At 41.3% G+C, this 18,200-nt stretch carries 13 protein-coding genes and 1 pseudogene; 9 read left to right on the forward strand and 5 right to left on the reverse strand.

What is annotated here, in order from left to right:
* Positions 1-163: 163 nt before the first annotated feature.
* Both csrA and ACS8FC_RS04880 read left to right on the forward strand, forming a co-directional pair.
* Positions 164-331 (forward strand): annotated as a pseudogene (gene csrA, locus ACS8FC_RS04875) (carbon storage regulator CsrA); the annotation flags it as partial.
* A gap of 105 nt (positions 332-436) precedes the next feature.
* Positions 437-811, forward strand: a complete 375-nt coding sequence (locus ACS8FC_RS04880) for a HopJ type III effector protein (RefSeq protein WP_299216229.1) — start codon at positions 437-439, stop codon at positions 809-811.
* A 118-nt stretch (positions 812-929) separates the two neighbouring features.
* Here ACS8FC_RS04880 and ACS8FC_RS04885 read toward each other — a convergent pair whose 3' ends face one another.
* Positions 930-1,241, reverse strand: a complete 312-nt coding sequence (locus ACS8FC_RS04885; RefSeq protein ID WP_439296026.1) for a YeaC family protein — start codon at positions 1,239-1,241, stop codon at positions 930-932.
* Positions 1,242-1,274: 33 nt separating this feature from the next.
* A complete protein-coding gene (locus ACS8FC_RS04890) occupies positions 1,275-2,279 on the reverse strand; it encodes an NAD(+) kinase (RefSeq protein WP_299216235.1) in 1,005 nt (334 codons plus the stop codon).
* A gap of 311 nt (positions 2,280-2,590) precedes the next feature.
* On the opposite strand from ACS8FC_RS04890, the gene ACS8FC_RS04895 reads away from it, so the two are divergent.
* Positions 2,591-3,310: a Bax inhibitor-1/YccA family protein gene (locus ACS8FC_RS04895; RefSeq protein ID WP_058368538.1), complete on the forward strand. Its 720-nt coding sequence runs from the start codon at positions 2,591-2,593 to the stop codon at positions 3,308-3,310.
* Between the two features lie 186 nt (positions 3,311-3,496).
* Here the strand turns inward: ACS8FC_RS04895 and ACS8FC_RS04900 are convergent, their stop codons facing one another.
* The gene (locus ACS8FC_RS04900; protein WP_439296027.1) at positions 3,497-6,343 is read right to left on the reverse strand and encodes a heavy metal translocating P-type ATPase; all 2,847 of its coding nucleotides are present in this window, start codon (positions 6,341-6,343) and stop codon (positions 3,497-3,499) included.
* Positions 6,344-6,807: 464 nt separating this feature from the next.
* On the opposite strand from ACS8FC_RS04900, the gene mrcB reads away from it, so the two are divergent.
* The 6 genes from mrcB to purH all read left to right on the forward strand — a co-directional run bounded on the left by mrcB (position 6,808) and on the right by purH (position 14,925).
* Positions 6,808-9,276 (forward strand): penicillin-binding protein 1B, encoded by a 2,469-nt coding sequence (gene mrcB, locus ACS8FC_RS04905; RefSeq protein ID WP_439296028.1) that lies wholly within the window; start codon positions 6,808-6,810, stop codon positions 9,274-9,276.
* Between the two features lie 65 nt (positions 9,277-9,341).
* Entirely contained in the window at positions 9,342-10,163 is an 822-nt protein-coding gene (locus ACS8FC_RS04910; RefSeq protein WP_439296029.1) for a tetratricopeptide repeat protein, read from the forward strand.
* A 75-nt stretch (positions 10,164-10,238) separates the two neighbouring features.
* The gene (gene prmA, locus ACS8FC_RS04915) at positions 10,239-11,165 is read left to right on the forward strand and encodes a 50S ribosomal protein L11 methyltransferase (RefSeq protein ID WP_345832156.1); all 927 of its coding nucleotides are present in this window, start codon (positions 10,239-10,241) and stop codon (positions 11,163-11,165) included.
* 188 nt (positions 11,166-11,353) lie between these two features.
* Positions 11,354-12,556, forward strand: coding sequence for a DUF3426 domain-containing protein (locus tag ACS8FC_RS04920; RefSeq protein WP_439296030.1), 1,203 nt, complete (start codon positions 11,354-11,356; stop codon positions 12,554-12,556).
* Between the two features lie 210 nt (positions 12,557-12,766).
* Entirely contained in the window at positions 12,767-13,054 is a 288-nt protein-coding gene (locus ACS8FC_RS04925; protein WP_420884185.1) for a helix-turn-helix domain-containing protein, read from the forward strand.
* Between the two features lie 290 nt (positions 13,055-13,344).
* Positions 13,345-14,925, forward strand: coding sequence for a bifunctional phosphoribosylaminoimidazolecarboxamide formyltransferase/IMP cyclohydrolase (gene purH, locus ACS8FC_RS04930; RefSeq protein WP_439296031.1), 1,581 nt, complete (start codon positions 13,345-13,347; stop codon positions 14,923-14,925).
* Between the two features lie 130 nt (positions 14,926-15,055).
* Here purH and ACS8FC_RS04935 read toward each other — a convergent pair whose 3' ends face one another.
* Together ACS8FC_RS04935 and ACS8FC_RS04940 are read right to left on the reverse strand one after the other, a co-directional pair.
* On the reverse strand, positions 15,056-16,930 hold the full coding sequence (locus ACS8FC_RS04935) for a SurA N-terminal domain-containing protein (protein ID WP_439296032.1): 1,875 nt from the start codon (positions 16,928-16,930) through the stop codon (positions 15,056-15,058).
* Between the two features lie 303 nt (positions 16,931-17,233).
* Entirely contained in the window at positions 17,234-17,506 is a 273-nt protein-coding gene (locus ACS8FC_RS04940) for an HU family DNA-binding protein (RefSeq protein WP_025653024.1), read from the reverse strand.
* Between the last annotated feature and the right edge of the window lie 694 nt (positions 17,507-18,200).

Below are 18,200 nucleotides of genomic sequence, written 5' to 3' on the forward strand. Positions count from 1 at the left end.
ATCATCGCTTATCGTGTAACACTTTACTTATCGTATGAGGCGCCTATATTACTTTATGGTTGTCGTACATAGGTTCCATGTCATGACGATTTAGTGATGATCTGTAATTGAGATGTAATGTAATGAGTAATAATTTTTTAATGCGACATAAGGAGTGTGACGCATGCTAATTTTGACACGCCGTGTGGGCGAGACGTTAATGATCGGTGATGAAGTGAGTGTTACTGTTCTGGGCGTTAAAGGCAATCAAGTACGTATAGGTGTCAATGCACCTAAAGATATTGCAGTACATCGTGAAGAGATTTATCAGCGTATCCAGCAAGAGCGTACAGTACAATCACAGATGCAACATCTTGAACAAGGCAATTTTGCGCCATCATTCGATGATGAAGACTACTTTAATCGTTAATTTAACCTGCTTTGAGGTCATTTACTTATGAGTATCCGCCAATCAGACGTATCGGCTTTGCTTAATGGATTGAACAAAAAAGCCATTGGATTTAATGATGTTATCAGCTTTATTGATGATTTTTATCGCTATGCACCAGTGCCATTCGTAAATGGCTTACTGCATAATGATGCTGGTGAAAATGAAGGGAGTGCAAAAGTCTTTGGCTTTGCTAGACATCATGGCTTAGATCAATTAGATACCCTAAAGCTTTTCGGTGAGCATTACGAAAAGGTACAAGCTACGCCGAATGGTACAGACCATGCTAACATTCGTAATTTTTTACATTGGGGCTGGCAGGGATTTTTAATGGAAACAAATCCACTGACATTACGTCCAAACGTAGATACTACTGCACTGTAAGCTATATAGTATCTGCCACTATAAAAAAGCCACGTTATGATGATAGCGTGGCTTTTTTATATCAAGTTGATTCAGATTGTTCAACCCAGTATTACTCAATACTATTCCATTTATAACATTACTTATCGCGAAATTTGACCGGTTGAATCGCCCCCTTAGGATTGGGCATATTAGGATAATGATGTTCATGCTCTACATCACACTCAGCTCCAACGGTTGAACCATCGTCTTTTATAGGTTTATGAATGAAGCCAGTACGCTCAGCAGGTGCTAGATGTTCGTGTTCCCAAATCATGACTGCCTGCATGCAAGTAGCACGCTGTTCAGCATTTAACTTAGTGCCATCAGCCCATTTACCTAGCTCAATAGCAACGCGGAACTTATCAACCAACTCTGAGGTTAAACTCGCTAAGATTGTTTGTTTATCCATTATATCTACTCTCTACTATTATTTTAGATACGTTTACTCGTCATCTGTAATATCATCATCACTGTCGAGACTAAATTCTTCAGCGTGGACGTTCCAGTGTAGCTTAGTACGGCAAGCTTCATAAAAGTCAAAGCCTGGAGGATGCAGCAAAGTCAGCTTATCTGGATGTTTACGAATGTATAAACGCTGTTCTTGTTCAAGTGGCATGCTCGCTTTGCCGTCTGCACTGACCATCGGCTGCGTACGATTGTCCTCATGAATGCGAATACAGACTTCGCTATTGCCACTGACTACAATCGGTCTGCTCGATAGCGTATGTGGATGCATAGGCACTAGACATATTGCATCCATACTAGGATGGATAATAGGGCCGCCACCTGACAAGGCATAAGCGGTCGATCCTGTCGGCGTTGCAGCGATTAAACCATCGCTATGCTGTCGATAAACATCTTGACCATCAATTTTCATTTGAAAATCAATCATATGTACCGATTTTCCGGCATGTAAAACAATGTCATTAAGCGCCATGTCTTCATGGATAATGTCGCGTCCTTCTCTTATCTCCATGGTCAATAAAAACCGATGGTCAAGCTGATAGTCGCCCATTAATACTTGACGCAGCTTAAAGGCAGCTTCATCAGGCTTTACATCAGCCAAGAACCCAAGTCGGCCACGGTTGACACCCAATACAGGTACACGGTAGCGCGCTAGTGCTTCAGCTGCATGTAAAATAGAACCATCTCCCCCTACTACGATGACAAGATCACAAATCTCGCCTATCAAACTACGCTTGACGATTTTGACTTTTTCTACTTCCGTCAAATCTAGAGTAGGCAAGTTAGCAGTTTGTACATCCATAATCAACATCAAACCCATATCATTGATGGTTTGTGCAATTTGAACAAGGCTTTGGGTGACGCTACGTTTACCAGCTCGGCCCATCAGACCAATACGCCTAAAAGCTGGGTTTTTTATAGCATGAAATAGCTCTGATTCGTGCAAATGCGGCAATCTTTCTGACTGCGCTGAGTTTTCCATAAAACGACTCGGTATCACTGTAAAGTACAGAGTAATGATAGCGATAAATGAGCGTTTAAACTAGCATGTTTTATCAATTATCGTTGTTAACTGTCATAATCGACCCCATATAATAACTAACGTACGCATTTTTTAGATGTTTTTTTGACTACTAAAAGTATCGTCTATATTAGTCAATAAGCGATTTAGCAGTCGCATAAAACCTCTATCTCTCATGGTGTCACGCAAACACAGTTGACAATAATAACGGTTTTGCTAAAGTAACTGACATCTGTATTATTTTATTTATATTTTTTATTAAGGATACATGTATGGCCAATCCTATTGTCAGTCGCGCAGAACTTGCGGTCGGCGGTAAGTCGATGACCGTCAAAGGTGTGGTACAAAAGACAACAATGCTATTAGGCTTGTCAGCACTCTCTGGTTTAGGCTTTTTCTTTTATGCAATTGCTGCTGGATTATCTAGTAGCTTTATCTATATGACTGCAATCGTTAGTATGTTTGCAGGTGTTGGTTTAGCGTTTTTTATGATTTTTAAGCCTCATATGGCTAAGACCCTAGCCATTCCTTATGCTTTACTAGAAGGTTTGTTCTTGGGCGGCATCTCGATGATATTTATGAGTATGTATCCAAGTGTGCCGTTGACTGCGTTATGTGCAACCTTTGTGACAGCCGCGGTTATGTTAGGTCTATATCGCTCAGGCCTAGTGAAGGTCACGGATAAGTTTCGCTCTATTATGATGTCAGCAGTTTTTGCGATTATGATCTTATACGTTGTGCAGTGGGGTTTTGTGTTGTTTGGCTCAAGCTTACCGTTTTTATTTGATGGCGGGATGATTGCTATTGGCTTTAGCTTGTTTGTCATCGTTATCGCCTCATTCAGTCTGTTGTTGGATTTTGATAACATTGAGCGCGGAGTAGCAGCAGGCGTTTCTGAAGACTACGAATGGATATTTAGTGTAGGCATTGTAGCGACTTTAGTATGGATGTATATCGAGTTCCTACGTTTGCTAAGTTATTTACAAGACTAACTAAAAGTAACGTTTTATTAAAATTATGCTTAAAAACCGCCTTTAATAACAGGCGGTTTTTTTATGGATAAAACTAATGGCTTGTTAAAACTTAAGTTGCGATGAAAGAAGCATTGTGATTGAGATTAGCAAGTCTGATAAGCTTCAAGTAACTAGATGATAACAGTTGTTATATGCAAATATAGGTTAAGCTCGTTTTAAACGCAGCGCATTTAACACCACTAATAATGAGCTTAGCGACATGCCAATAGCAGCGAGCCAAGGCGGAACATAGCCTAGCGCCGCTGGTATTAACACGATACCGTTATAAGCGAGAGCCCAGCGAAAGTTTTGTTTAATAATACGTTCGGTTTTATCAGCGATACGTTTAGCAGCAGTAATTGCATCGATTTGACCGTTCAATATGATACTGTCACTAGATACTTGTGCCAAATCTGCGGCCCCAGCAATCGAGGTCGACACGTCTGCTGCTGCCAACACAGGGGCATCATTGATACCATCGCCGACCATTAGGACGACTGCGCCTTCAGCTTGCAGTTTTTGTAAGTGGTTAACCTTATCGGTTGGCGATAAACCGTTGTAAGCAGACTGCATTCCCAAATCTTTAGCCATTACGAGCGCTTGCGGGCTTGGATCTCCTGTTAGCATCACTGACTCGATACCATACTCCTTAAGGGTATCAAGCATCGGTTTGGCATCATCACGTATCTTGTCATTGAAATAAAAACATGCCATTCCCTGCCACGTACTGCCACCGTTTGCTTGGCACGATAACACCACCGCGGAGCTGGCACGATGAGTAACTAAATTAATAATGGAGTCATCAATGGGGCTTATATGACTATCAAAATTATCGTTGACAGAACTATCGTTGACCCTATCCAAAGCGAAATCTATATGTCCAATACGGTACAATACGCCATCAATCACGGCTTCCACCCCGCCCGCTGGATAATGCTGCAAACCTTGGGTAAGTGGTAAATGCAATTGATGAGCCGCTGTTAGCAATGCATGAGCAATAGGATGACGACTGCCTACTTCTAAAGCGGCAGCAGTGGCTAAGAGACTGTTTTTTTGTGAAGCTGTCTTTGATTCATCTTTTTCATGTTGTTGTACAGAGTCTAATAGCTCAATATTCAATAAGTTTGGTTTACCATAAGTAAGTGTGCCCGTTTTATCAAAAGCCACGTGGGTGATTTCTGCTAGTGTTTGTAGCGTATGTCCACGAGTCGTCAAAAAACCATAGCTTGCCAAGCGATTGGTCGAGACAGTCAATGCAATTGGTGTGGCCAATGACAGCGCACAGGGACAGGTCGCTACTAGTACCGCTACAGTTGCCCAAATCGCTTGGCTTGGATCAACGACATACCAGCCGATAAACACCAACGCCGACAGTACTAAAATGCGCGCAACAAACCAACGTGCCAGCTTATCTGCTTGCTGAGCCAGCTTTGGCTTTTCGCTCATAGCACGGTTCATTAGCCTATCAATCAGGCCTATTTGACTGTCTGCTGGCAGTGCGGTAATCAACATCTCAAACGGCTGACTGTCGTTCTGAGCGCCGCCAATAATATAGTCACCTTGAGTTTTGGCGATCAAGTTGCCTTCACCTGTTAATAGGCTCTGAGAGACTGTAGCAGTTGGACTTAGCAAAATACCATCACTAATAATCTCGGAACCCGCCTCAACTATGATGATATCGCCCACTTGTAAACTATGAGCGGTGACCATTTGCTTTTCTTCATCTTCGTTTTGTCGTTTTAAGAGACCCAATTGTCGATTACGTGTCTGCTGCCAGTCTTTAGCAATACGCAAGGTTAGTTGCTGGACGTCGTCCTCCATGTTCTGCATAAAGTTAGGTATAGAGCTTGACGCATGCTGATTGCTTGTACCCTCAATAGTCACATTATCAATCTGCTCAGCAAGATTTTTTCCTGCTTTATTAACATCACTCTCCCCAGTCGTACTTTGCTTTAATTGCTGCAAAATACGTTCGGCAGACTCTTTGTCTTCAGCAATTTTTTGTACCAGTACCGGCTCTACAACGACTAGGTCATTTGCCATAGTAGCTGCTTTTAGACGTGCATTATGCTCAATATAACGTCCTGCCAATAAGAAGAAAATAAACATACTGACTGAGTCATAATACGTCTCTCCTTGACCAGTAACAGTGGCATAAAGACTGGTAAAGAAAGTAACAATCAAGGCAATACTAACTGGCACATCCATATTGACTTGGCGTGCACGAATCGCTGACCAAGCCGAGGTAAAAAACGGTATACCTGCATAAAAAAACACAGGCGTACTCACAAATAAAGATACCCAGCGTAAAAAGTCGCGCTGGAATATCAGCATATCGCTATACTCGCCAAAATAGATCGCTACGGCATACATCATCGCCTGCATGGAACCCAATGCTGCAATACCAAGCCTTAGTAGCATCTGATTGTTGTGACGTGCCAGCATAGCCTCATGGGTATCTTGCCGATAAGGTTTTGCTTCATAGCCGATCTCGTTAATGACAGCTAAGATACGGCTAATAGGCAGCTTGCTCTCGTCCCAAATCACTCGCATACGCTGATTGGTCAGATTTACCTGACATTTGCGAATACCATCTAACTCATCTAATCGTGATTCAATCAACCACGTACAAGCGGCACAGCGTAGATTGTTGACAGACAACTCCGCAACTGACATACCATCTTGGGCATAGACAAACTGCGACTTTATTTCGTCATTATCGTAGGCTTCAAGGCGTGTTAATTGAGTGGGTAGACTGGCTGTACGGTTGATTTCTGAGCGATCAAGGTAATACTGCTCAAGTCCAGCTTCTACAATGCTTTGAGAAGCCAGTTGACAGCCCATACAACACATCTCACGTGACTCCCCTAATATCTCAGCATGAAAGGGTGGCTGCGGTACTGGATCACCGCAATGGAAACAGTGACCGGCAAGCGGCAATACCAAACCTTCAATGATTGAGCTGTCTTCATGAGATATGATTGCGGGTATTGATGACGAGACACTAGACATAATCGTGCTTACTTCCTTTAGACATACTGCTTTACAGATATTGTGTTGCATAAATATTGCTTGATTTAGACTAAATTTAAGCTTAACAATAACCTAGCAACTATTGATAAAATAACAGCAGATAATCCATACAAAAAACACCATTTTTGGGCGTATAGGCTGTTATCCTATATGGCACTTATTAAATAAATTAAAACCTTATAGACAGTCATATATAAGCGAATGCCATATTAAAACTCATTCGTTAAATACAATATTTGCCCTACTCTTAGTTCTTTTAAACTCATATTAGTACTATTACTACGCTTTCATTAGTTCATTTATATATTGATATTCGATGTTATATCATTATACACCTTCCTAGCTAAACCCAATAAAACCTTAAGTCGATGATGATAGATTGAAAATTTTGTCAATTTGCGTCATTATGAGGCAGTTTTTTATCCCAATACGGTGCGTTATCAGTGCGAAAATCTAATCCTAAGTTACCTCAGTCTGCTGCAAGTAATCCCCCCTCGCAGCAACGCGGAATTGTATTTAGTAGTATTCTATTAATCATTGTCATCGTTGGCATGGTTTTGTTGGCGCTGTATCTGGTCAAGCTTGACCGTACTATTACTCATAAGTTTGAAGGTAAGCGCTGGGATATTCCTGCCAAAGTGTATTCGCAACCGCTTGAGCTTTATCAAGGTGCGGCAGTTGACAACAGTATGATGAAGACTTGGCTTGAGCTGCTTAATTATCGTAGCAACAAAGCCTATGATCGCACAGGTAGCTTCTATAAGTCAGGCAATAACTACTTTATTCATACGCGCGGCTTTACTTATAGCGCAAACGATATTGATAAAGAACAAGTCATCAAAATGACGATTGCCAACGATAAGATTAAGTCGATTCAGAGCACTGAACAAAATAAGACTGGCATTATTCGTCTTGAGCCTGTAAGTATTGGCGGCATTTATCCGGATAGCAATGAAGATCGCATGGTTGTCTCTTTAGATGACGTACCGCAACCATTAATTGATGCCTTAATCGCGACTGAAGATCGCGGTTTTTATGAGCACAAAGGAGTATCTATACGCGGTATCGCCCGTGCCGTGATCAACAACTTTTCTGGTGGCTCTATGCAGGGGGGGTCGACCATCACCCAGCAGCTTATCAAAAACTTTTATCTGAATTCTGATCGCACCCTTAAGCGTAAAGCCAATGAAGCACTGATGGCCGTATTACTAGAGCTGCATTATAGTAAAGATGAGATTTTGCAAACCTATCTTAATGAGATCTATCTTGGTCAAAATGGTAACCGCTCTATAAATGGTTTTGGCTTGGCAGCACAATTTTATTTTAACCAACCTCTAAATGAGCTGCGCTTGGATCAACAAGCCATGCTAGTCGGTATGGCTAAAGGGCCAAGCGTCTACAATCCTCGTCGCCATCCTAATGATTCAAAGGCACGTCGTGATGTAGTGCTCAACAATATGCTACAGATGGGTTCTATCAGTCAAGAGCAATACGATACGGCACTAGAAAAGCCTCTTGGAGTGGTAGACAAGCCTGTTGAAGGCAAAAGCCAATTTCCAGACTTTTTGGACATCGTCAAGCGCGAGCTTAATGACGTCTATTACTCTGATGACCTAAAAAACGAAGGTCTTACCATTATTAGTACCCTTGACCCTATTGCGCAATTAGCAGCCGACAAAGCGGTTGATAAAAAACTTGGCGAATTACGTCGCAACAGTAGTAAGACCAAAGACTTGCAAAGTGCCTTGGTCAGTGCCAATCCTGAAACCGGTGAGCTTGTCGCTGTCGTTGGTAGTGGTAGCGAGTTTACTGGTTTTAACCGTGCTGTTGATGCCAAGCGTCAAGTTGGATCATTGTTAAAACCTGTTATTTATATGACAGCGCTTGAAAGCGGTCGCTACAATTTAGCCAGCCCCGTCGATGATTCTCCGATTACGGTAAACTTAGGGGATGGTAGCAAGTGGAACCCTAAAAACTATAGTGGTCGTGATCATGGTTATGTTCCATTAACAACAGCACTTGCCAAATCGTATAATCAAAGCGCCGTGCGTTTGGGAATGGAATTTGGCATTGACACATTTGCCAAACAGTTACACCGTTTGGGTATTGAAGAAAAGATCCCCGCTTATCCCTCAGCGCTATTAGGCTCAGTTAACTTAAGTCCTATGGACATGCTTGGCGTGTATCAAGTCTTTGCAACTGGTGGCTTTCGCACCCCTATTCATAGTATTCGAACCGTTATTGACAATCGTGGGCGAATTTTGCAGCGTACTGGTCTGAACACTCAACGTAGCATACCACCTGAAACCAATTACTTAACCAACTACGCCTTACAAGAAGTGGTCAAAAACGGTACTGCCAAACGTGCCCAATCACTTGGTAGCAATTTAAACCTAGCGGGTAAGACTGGGACGACCAATGACTACCGTGATGCCTGGTTTGCAGGCTATAGCGGCAACTATGTGAGCGTCGTCTGGGTTGGACGTGACGACAATAAACCAATTGGGCTTAGCGGTGGTACTGGAGCACTGCCAGTATGGGTTGATTATATGAATCGTATAAAATTGACGCCTGTCGCGATGCCAGAGCCTGAAGGAATTGAATGGTTATGGCTTGAGAATAACACTGGCAAACTATCTAATGAGCGCTGCGCCTCGGCTCGATATTTACCAGTCATGTCGGCACATTTGCCAGAAGAAGCGAGCAGCTGTGCGATCTCTTTGTATCAGCAGGAGCAAGCACGTGGTCAAATACAATGGGAAAATGAGCAAGGATCGATCAATCAGCAGCGTCAGCGTGAAGGTCTAAATATACCAAACAGTGAGATAATCGAGCCAACTGACGAAAATGGTGATAACGATACTCAAAGACGTACGGATACTTGGTACGATCGAGCTCTTGAGTGGTTCTAGTAAAATATCTGATAAGCTGTTGATTCATACTGTTGGTTAAAATGACACAGAATAAGGGGTTTGATATGGCGGTATTTATGCAACATCAGTACTTGGTAGTACAGAACAAAAGCTACAAAAGTCTCAGCAGATCTTTATTGCTAACAAGTGCGCTCATCAGTACTTTGATGTTGAGTGCTTGTCAAACGACATCATCGCTACCTAGCAACACTGCTACGGTGATAACCAAAACGCCTGTGACTGTAGCACCTACCACAACTAAAACACCGTCTGATATTCAAAATCGTCCTGATGGTACAAATATCTACCAAACCAAACCATATATACCGCCTACTGATGCTACGCCAAAGAATAATACTTACTCAGAAAACACCTCAGACGCTAACAACCCTTTAACACAGCAAACACAGGTCATAGAACAACCAGAAATCATATTTAACGAGCCTGTATATACTCCCCCGCGTGACGATTATATGATCTCGCAGCCCCCTACTGCACCGTCACATAACGAGCTATTAGAGCAGGCGCGTCAGAATTCAAAACAAAAAAGCCGTCAACCTACTGATAATCAAAGTAACTTGCCAGCTTTTCGCAATCTCATGCAAACTGGTACTAGTCATTTAAAATCAGGCAATCTAACGTCTGCTGAGAACAGCTTTACCCGTGCGCAGCGTTTAGCACCGAGATCATCAGCAGTATACTTTTATCTATCACAAGTAGCCCTAAAAAAAGGGCAACCGCGTAAAGCTGAGGCCATGGCGCGGCGTGGTCTGACTGTTTCTGAAGATGCCAATCGCCGGCGTTCATTATGGCAGCTTATCCTACGCTCAGGTCAACAACAAAACAATTCGCGTGTTGTTCGTGAAGCGCAACAAGCACTTAAGTAATTTTGAGCTACTTTTACATAAAGTACAGTAGCTTACATTTGTTTTACTCACTTTAATCTAATCAAAGGTATCTTTATGGCATGGCAACAACTGCACCTCCAGTGTGAAAAAGCAAACGTCGAACTTGCAGAAGCACTGTTGTTAGAGGCAGGCGCACTATCTATCGCGTTAGACGACGCAGGTGATCAACCCTTATTTGAGCCATTGCCTGGCGAATCACCTTTGTGGGATGACGTAATACTAACCGGCCTTTTTGACGCTACTACCGAAGACGGCAGTCGACAGGCCGTTGAGCAGCTCAGTCATGATATTGCAGCACAAATACAAGCCAGTCGCATTTGGTTGACAGCAGTTGACGATAAGGACTGGGAACGTGAATGGATGACTCATTATCATCCAATTGAATGCGCTAACAACCTATGGATTGTGCCTAACTGGTTAACGCCACCCGACGCTGATGCCACTAATATTGTTATGGATCCAGGACTTGCCTTTGGCACAGGTTATCACGCCACTACGCGTCTATGTCTAGACTGGCTAACCGAGCAAGACTTAGAGAATAAAGTAATAATAGATTATGGTTGCGGCTCGGGTATATTGGGCATTGGCGCGTTGTTATTAGGTGCCAAACACGTCTACGCAGTCGATATTGATCCACAAGCAGTTCTAGCTACGAACCAAAACGCTGCACGCAATAAGGTTGATGGACAATTGCAAGCATTTTTACCAGAAGCGTTTGCAGATTATTGCGCGCAGCACGATATTATTCCAGTGGATGTTATTGTTGCCAATATTTTAGCGAAACCTCTTATTAGTCTCGCTCCCTATTTTGCAACTTTAATGACACCTAAAGGACGCATAGTGTTAGCAGGATTAATTGAGTCTCAAACCGAGCAAGTTGCAGAGGCTTATCGTCCTTACTTTGACCTCGATTCTAAACATGCTTTCACTTCTCAAGAAGATCAACATTGGCAACGTTTGTCAGGAGTATTTACACAATAGCAATAAAAAATAGTTTTATTTACACACTAGCAACAATTTATTACATCTGTTACGATAGGTAATTGGTTGGATTTTGCAAATGCAATACTACTCCCTATTGTCTATCGTGCTACAGATATCTCAAATAAGACAGTTTTTGGTGAGTGAGTATATGGTGATTATTACTGTATTTCTTTGGACTCAATTACATGACTACGCTTATCAAAACACAATGTCCTTCTTGTCAAGCCTACTTTAGTTTACCACAAACTTTATTAAATGAGCTGGATGCCAAAGTACGCTGCAAACGCTGTCAGCAGATATTTTTGATCAATGAAAACCTTGTGGTTTCTGGTGATGAGCCTTCAGGTATCAATAGCACCTCTACTTTCAACCAAAAAAATAAGCATAATAACGCGCAACGAAAGGATGATGACTTTTTATCTTCTGACACGCTTATCTATGATGATATGCCTATTGATGATCTTGAATCGCCAAACTCAGCACACAATTCATTGGATGAGATGAGCGCTTGGTCTTTTGATTTGGACGCTACGCAAATATCATCAACGCATCAAAACTCTGCAAACGCAGCTGATAAATCAATAGCCACTGCAGATAGCGACGCTTTCATTGATCATGATATCTATAACGAACCAGAAAACATGTTTGAAGAAACAAATAATGCTATAAACACCATGTCTCGATACGACAATGTTTCAGTCCCTATTGATACTTCTAACAGAAATACTAATAATGATAATGCATGGCTCGAAAAACTTCTTGAAGAGCAAAACCATAAAACAGACGTTATAGAACCTGGTACTGATTTATCACAATTGCTGGTGAGTATGGGCGTACCACTGAGAGATCAATTTCAAGCTACTCCTAAGCGCGCAAGCAAAGTTCAGTCACGTATTTATCCAGTACAATCTCGTGTACAAACATCCATCGCTTCGTTACTGTGGCTGGCCGGCTGTTTGGTGTTGATAATGCTATTGTTTGCACAATATGTTATTTTTAATTTAGACAATCTAGTCAAAAATCCAATGTATGCAGAGCGCTTACAAGCAGTTTGCGCTATTGCCGCTTGTAGTCTACCCACTGCTGATATGACAGCTTTTGATATCGTTGACGTGATTTATCGGCCTAGTAAGGTAAATGCTGCTGATGGGTTTACCGATATAGCAGCTACCCTGGCAAATCAAAGCACAAAATCTCAGTTATTACCCAATCTAAAAGTCAGTATCTATAGTAATGACGATGTTATTGGAGAGTTCATTGCCATGCCAAAGGACTATCTAGTCAGCAAACAAAACCTACTCTCTGCTGAACAAAACAAACCCTTTATGTTTACCGTCCCTGTGGTCAATGATGAGATTAATAAAGTAATTATTGATCCTATTTATTAATCTTTTATGCCTGCCTGTCTCTAACCTGATGTTTACATTGATATGCAGTTTGACACCCAGTTAGCCTTTTATTTATAACCTTTGTCGTATGACAATATTTAAGGACATTATCTTATGGCACACTCAGTTCCTCCTACTGCCAACCATCTTGCCCACCATCATGATCATCTTCGCGAGTCTGATAATCAAGATAGCATTCAGCAGCCAACAATGGACGCACAAAGCAGCTCAAACAATGACTTGTATGGCAACTCAGAGCTTGCTCCAGTCAATGCACCCTTGCGAGTACATGTCGAACGTGTCGTACGTGAATACTTTGCTGCTTTGGAGGACGAGATGCCAACAGACTTTTATGAGCTTATCTTAAGAGAAGTAGAGCTACCTTTGTTAACAGTCGTGCTTGAACAAACTCGTGGCAATCAAACCAAGTGTGCTCAAATCTTGGGTCTCAACCGTGGCACATTACGTAAGAAACTAAAAATTCATAATTTAATGTAGTTGGTTGTATAGAAGTTAGTATTTATGCTCTAAAATGATATTGAGTTTTGTGTAAATGAGTCAGATGTTTTATTATAGGCATCGTGATTATTAGGGTGTTTTTAAGGTTAGACGGTATATAGCTGACTGCAGATACGCTGTTATAACCTTAAAGCTTCACTTCATGCTGTTAATATCACGCTTTATCATTATTGTATAAGGCAATTTATAGATTAAATGTAATTGTATCTGTGATTGCTACTACTATCTTGCCGGACGTTTTGTCGGGCTTTTTCTATGGAATCGTTTTTATGGCTACCAAACCGTTTGCTCTACTCTCAGTCTCTGATAAATCTAATATCATAGAATTTGCTCAAGGGCTTATTCAGTCAGGATTTGACTTATTATCCACTGGTGGTACTTATCGGTTGCTCAAAGAGCATGATGTGGCGGTAACTGAAGTATCAGATTATACTGGTTTTCCTGAAATGATGGATGGCCGTGTTAAAACATTACATCCAAAAATTCATGGCGGTATCTTAGGTCGCCGTGGTACAGACGATACAGTAATGAATTCACATAGCATTGATCGTATCGATTTGGTCGTGGTTAATCTGTATCCATTTGCTGAAACGATTGCTCGTGCCAATGTCACTATGAATGATGCTATTGAAAACATCGATATTGGTGGTCCAACTATGGTACGTGCCGCTGCTAAAAATCATGCTCATGTAGGTATCGTAACTGACCCAGCTGATTATGAGCGTGTGCTTACCGCTTTAGGTGACGGCACGGAGCTGACAACGGCTCTACGCTATGACTTAGCTGTCAAAGCGTTTGAACATACGGCACAATATGATGGTATGATCGCCAACTTCCTAGGCAGCCGTGTCAATGATACTCAAGAGCCTGAAAGTTTTCCGCGTACCTTTAATGTGCAGTTTGAAAAAGCACAAGACCTACGTTACGGTGAAAACCCTCATCAAAATGCAGCCTTCTATACCGAAAACCAGTCTTTAAAAAGCCAGCAAGCTTCTATTGCTACTGCAAAGCAATTACAAGGTAAAGCGCTCTCTTATAACAATATCGCTGATACTGATGCAGCTCTTGAGTGCGTTAAAGCTTTTAATGCATCTGCTTGCGTCATCGTAAAGCACGCTAATCCTTGCGGCGTAGCAGTGGATCAAGACCAGGTCGCAGCTTATAAGACAGCATTTAGCACAGACCCTGAGTCTTCTTTTGGCGGTATCATTGCTTTTAATCGTCCATTAACCGTGGCGGCTGCTAAAGCTATTATTGACAACCAATTCGTTGAAGTCATTATCGCCCCAAGTATTGAAGACGGCGTGCTTGAGACAACTGCGACTAAGAAAAACGTACGTGTATTGGTTTGCGGCGAGTTGCCAGCGCCGGCTCAGCGTGACTCTCAACTTGACTATAAGCGCGTCAACGGTGGTTTACTCGTACAAGAGCAGGATTTAGGTTTGATTACGGCTAATGATCTAAAAATCGTTACCGATGTTCAACCAACTGAAGCCCAAATCGCTGACTTGCTGTTTAGCTGGAACGTTGCAAAGTATGTCAAATCCAACGCTATTGTTTATGCCAAAAATCAGCGTACTATTGGTGTGGGTGCAGGTCAAATGAGCCGCGTCAACTCAGCTCGTATCGCAGCTATCAAGGCGGAGCACGCTGGATTGGTTACTGAAGGAGCTGTCATGGCATCAGATGCTTTCTTCCCATTCCGTGACGGTATTGATAATGCTGCAGAAGTAGGTATTTCAGCGATTATTCAGCCTGGTGGCTCTATGCGTGATGATGAAACCATTGCTGCAGCAAATGAGCACGGCATTGCCATGGTCTTTACTGGTATGCGCCATTTCCGCCACTAGTACTCAGCCAGTTAGTATTTATTTATCATCCATCAAAAAAGCCACTGTATAGTACAGTGGCTTTTTTATTCAGTAAATCTCGCCCATCTTTTAGCCATTCTTAATCGCTAAAACTAAAGCCATGATACTTTTATTGACTTTGTGCGCCGGCTATATTGGCTTCATTGATTTCAACTTTATATACTAAGCGCAGATAATCTAAATAATCTTGTAGCTGATCTTGACCTAGATTGTCGCGAATGATACGTGCGGTTTGGGCTTTTTCTATATCCGATAACTGTGATTGTTGTTCAGTTTCGATGCGATTGCCAACTATCACACTAGCGCCTATCTCAGTCTCGCTAGCTAACGCTACAACCCCATCTTTAGGCGCTTGCTGACTGAATGCTAAACTGCGTTCTTTATTGGTCAATAACGTTGTTTGACGATTCACTTGACCTAATGCTTGAAAGTTTACTGGTTGCTCATTAATATCAGCCACAGTCTTAATACCAGCAGCTAATTGTTTAGCGTCTTCAAGAGCCATAGCACTGGCTTTTTGTTGACGTAGCTTTTGCGTGATTATCGGTGTTGCTGCTGCAAGCGTAAGAGTCTGAGTAGGACGATAGTTACTTGGTTGTACCCACGCCGTACCATTACCGACCTCAATCCCGGCTGTTACTGCTTGATCTTGAATAGTAAACTCATCAAACGCCTGTTTAATAACAGCAGGTTGCGACAACACTGAGGTGTTATTTTCTTTACGATAATCTTTAATATTTTTCAATGCCACATTTTCTTGCTGCGCAATATCTTCGATACTAAAACCATCAGCTGCCAAGTCATTAATCGCCGTTACTTTATCAGCATAAATAGATTGACGTTTATATTCTTTTGCCTTGATTGTTAGCTCGTCACGCATGCTTTCTAGGCTTGGTATTTTGCTACCATTGTCTTCTGTTACCGTAAATATCTGATAACCAAAACTGGTTTTGATAGGTGGTGTAACATCACCAACACTCAAACCTTGTAATGCTGATTCAACAGTGGCAGCATCGTTGCCGAATACTGAGGCATTAAACAGTCCAATATTACCACCACTTGCTCCTGATGGATCGTCTGACTCTGACTTAGCCAATGTTACAAATGACTCACCTTTATCAAGACGGGCTTTAACATCGCTGGCGCGTGCCTTTGCATCATCACCAGTCAATAAGATTTGGCTAATCTTACGTTCGTCGACCACAGCAAGACCTTGCTTATAGCTTTCATATTGCTGTTGCAGCTCTTCTTCTGTCACTGTATCAACTTTGATCATCGCTGGGCTCAGCTGAATGTACGCCAAGTCAACCATCGCATCACTTTTTAGCGTTTCTTTATTGGCATCATAGTAGGCTTGAATATCGTTTTCGCTAAGCTTAACTTGCTGCTGATAGTCTTGCCAATCAAAGCGGTGCAGCCAAATATCACGCGATTCTAGCTGCAAATCAATCAATTGATTTACCGCTTGCATAGGGTAAATGGCAGTACCAACGATACTAGCATTGAGCTGGTCAAGACTTAGTTGATTGCGAAATTCAGCAAAAAGTTGGTTTTTATTCATGCCACGTTGACGTAAAAAGTTTGAAAACTGAGCATTAGAAAACTCACCATTTTCATCTTTAAAAGCTTCCTCTTGACGTAACAGACGATTAATCGTTTCATCTGATACTGTCATACCTAGCTTGCCAGCTTGCTGCTCAAGCAAAGTACGATCAATCAACCCTTTTAACACTTGCTCATGTAATACGTCTTCATTTAATAAGCTTGCATCATCAATTTGGTCTAAAATCTCAGAACGTCTATTGTTGACTGCGTTCTGATACTCTGATAAGCCTACACTTGCTTCACCTACTTGAGCAACTTGATTGGGGTCAACATTACCCTGAAAGTAGCTTTCAATGCCCAATAAAGCAAGTGGCGATAAGCATAGAATCAATAAAATGCGACCAGGCCAGCTTTTTAAAAAATCGCGCAATTTATCCATAGTTATTTCTACTTTTAACTCATATTGATGATGAACCATTGCAACACTGTCGATGACATGTAAAACAATGAAATGATAAATGGTATGTGTGTTATTTGAAACTGATAAAATCGTAATTCAATAAAGCAATATCGTTACGCGCGCCCTATGATACGTGAATTTTGGTCTATACTCAAAATATTCCAAGCTTGTACGGCACAAATTTTAGCAATAAAAAAAGCACCTTTGTTTAAAGGTGCTTTTCATTGCTTGCTTTGCTATTAAAGATTAAACAACAAATATAAAAAACAAGCCAATATTCGCCTAGTTTAAGCGCTCTTTTAAGTTTTTACCAGCTTTAAAGCTTGGTACTTTACTTGCTGGAATGCTTAGCTCTTCACCTGTCTTAGGATTGCGGCCAGTACGAGCTTTACGGTCTTTTACGCTAAATGTACCAAAACCGACCAATGAGATGCTTTCACCAGCTTCTAGAGCTTCGCCAACGCTTTCCATAACGGCGTTCAATGCATCACCAGCTTGAGTTTTGTTTAGACCACTTTTATCTGCGATGCTATCAATTAATTCTGACTTATTCATAAAATTTCCTTCAAGTTTAAGGGCTGAAATAAACGCTAACGTCCGGCATTGTATCGCTCTCACATGATATAAGCAATAAAAACCATTTTAGACGCTTTTGTTTGCAGGTTGCGCGTTATTAACGTCTTTATATCAAGGCAACAAAAGGAGCGCAAGCGATTTTACATTTTTTCGCTTGCGAAACTACGTATTTGACACTTAACGTTACGCAAATCTCCTGTAACTCTTTATTTGATGTATAAATTTGCTTTAAAAATACTACTTATAAAAGAATGGTTTAGTAGACTTCTAATGTAATTTTCGTACTCTACAATACAAACTTTACTAAAAAAGTGTCGCTTTTAATATAATTTAAATGGTTAACTCAACGTTAAAGGTAGAAATTCATCTTATACAATGATTCTTTATGACCACATAAGACTATTGATTGATAGCCAACAACGTTAGTATAGTTTTTAGCGGCTTGTATTATCATTCTATTAATGCTTATCAATTTACTGTTTGCTGTTAGTTCATAGCACAACAATTTATTAACTGACATAGAGATACATTACTTTTTATGATGAAAACGTTATGATAGCTGTCGCATAGTATGTTATAAAAAACCGAACTATAATCAATCCTATGTTTGCAAACATTCATTGTTACTTATATTTTATGTTTTCTTTTAACCTGCCCAATAAAATGGATTACT

This window comes from Psychrobacter sp. 1Y4 (assembly GCF_051847555.1).

What these genes read in the sequence shown, in the direction of transcription:
- ACS8FC_RS04900 (WP_439296027.1), bottom strand. Translation starts at nt 6,343, where the DNA reads ATGTCTAGTGTCTCGTCATCAATACCCGCAATCATATCTCATGAAGAC.
- ACS8FC_RS04935 (WP_439296032.1), bottom strand. Translation starts at nt 16,930, where the DNA reads ATGGATAAATTGCGCGATTTTTTAAAAAGCTGGCCTGGTCGCATTTTA.
- ACS8FC_RS04880 (WP_299216229.1), top strand. Translation starts at nt 437, where the DNA reads ATGAGTATCCGCCAATCAGACGTATCGGCTTTGCTTAATGGATTGAAC.
- ACS8FC_RS04910 (WP_439296029.1), top strand. Translation starts at nt 9,342, where the DNA reads ATGGCGGTATTTATGCAACATCAGTACTTGGTAGTACAGAACAAAAGC.
- ACS8FC_RS04890 (WP_299216235.1), bottom strand. Translation starts at nt 2,279, where the DNA reads ATGGAAAACTCAGCGCAGTCAGAAAGATTGCCGCATTTGCACGAATCA.
- ACS8FC_RS04885 (WP_439296026.1), bottom strand. Translation starts at nt 1,241, where the DNA reads ATGGATAAACAAACAATCTTAGCGAGTTTAACCTCAGAGTTGGTTGAT.
- ACS8FC_RS04940 (WP_025653024.1), bottom strand. Translation starts at nt 17,506, where the DNA reads ATGAATAAGTCAGAATTAATTGATAGCATCGCAGATAAAAGTGGTCTA.
- ACS8FC_RS04895 (WP_058368538.1), top strand. Translation starts at nt 2,591, where the DNA reads ATGGCCAATCCTATTGTCAGTCGCGCAGAACTTGCGGTCGGCGGTAAG.
- ACS8FC_RS04920 (WP_439296030.1), top strand. Translation starts at nt 11,354, where the DNA reads ATGACTACGCTTATCAAAACACAATGTCCTTCTTGTCAAGCCTACTTT.
- purH (WP_439296031.1), top strand. Translation starts at nt 13,345, where the DNA reads ATGGCTACCAAACCGTTTGCTCTACTCTCAGTCTCTGATAAATCTAAT.
- ACS8FC_RS04925 (WP_420884185.1), top strand. Translation starts at nt 12,767, where the DNA reads ATGGACGCACAAAGCAGCTCAAACAATGACTTGTATGGCAACTCAGAG.
- prmA (WP_345832156.1), top strand. Translation starts at nt 10,239, where the DNA reads ATGGCATGGCAACAACTGCACCTCCAGTGTGAAAAAGCAAACGTCGAA.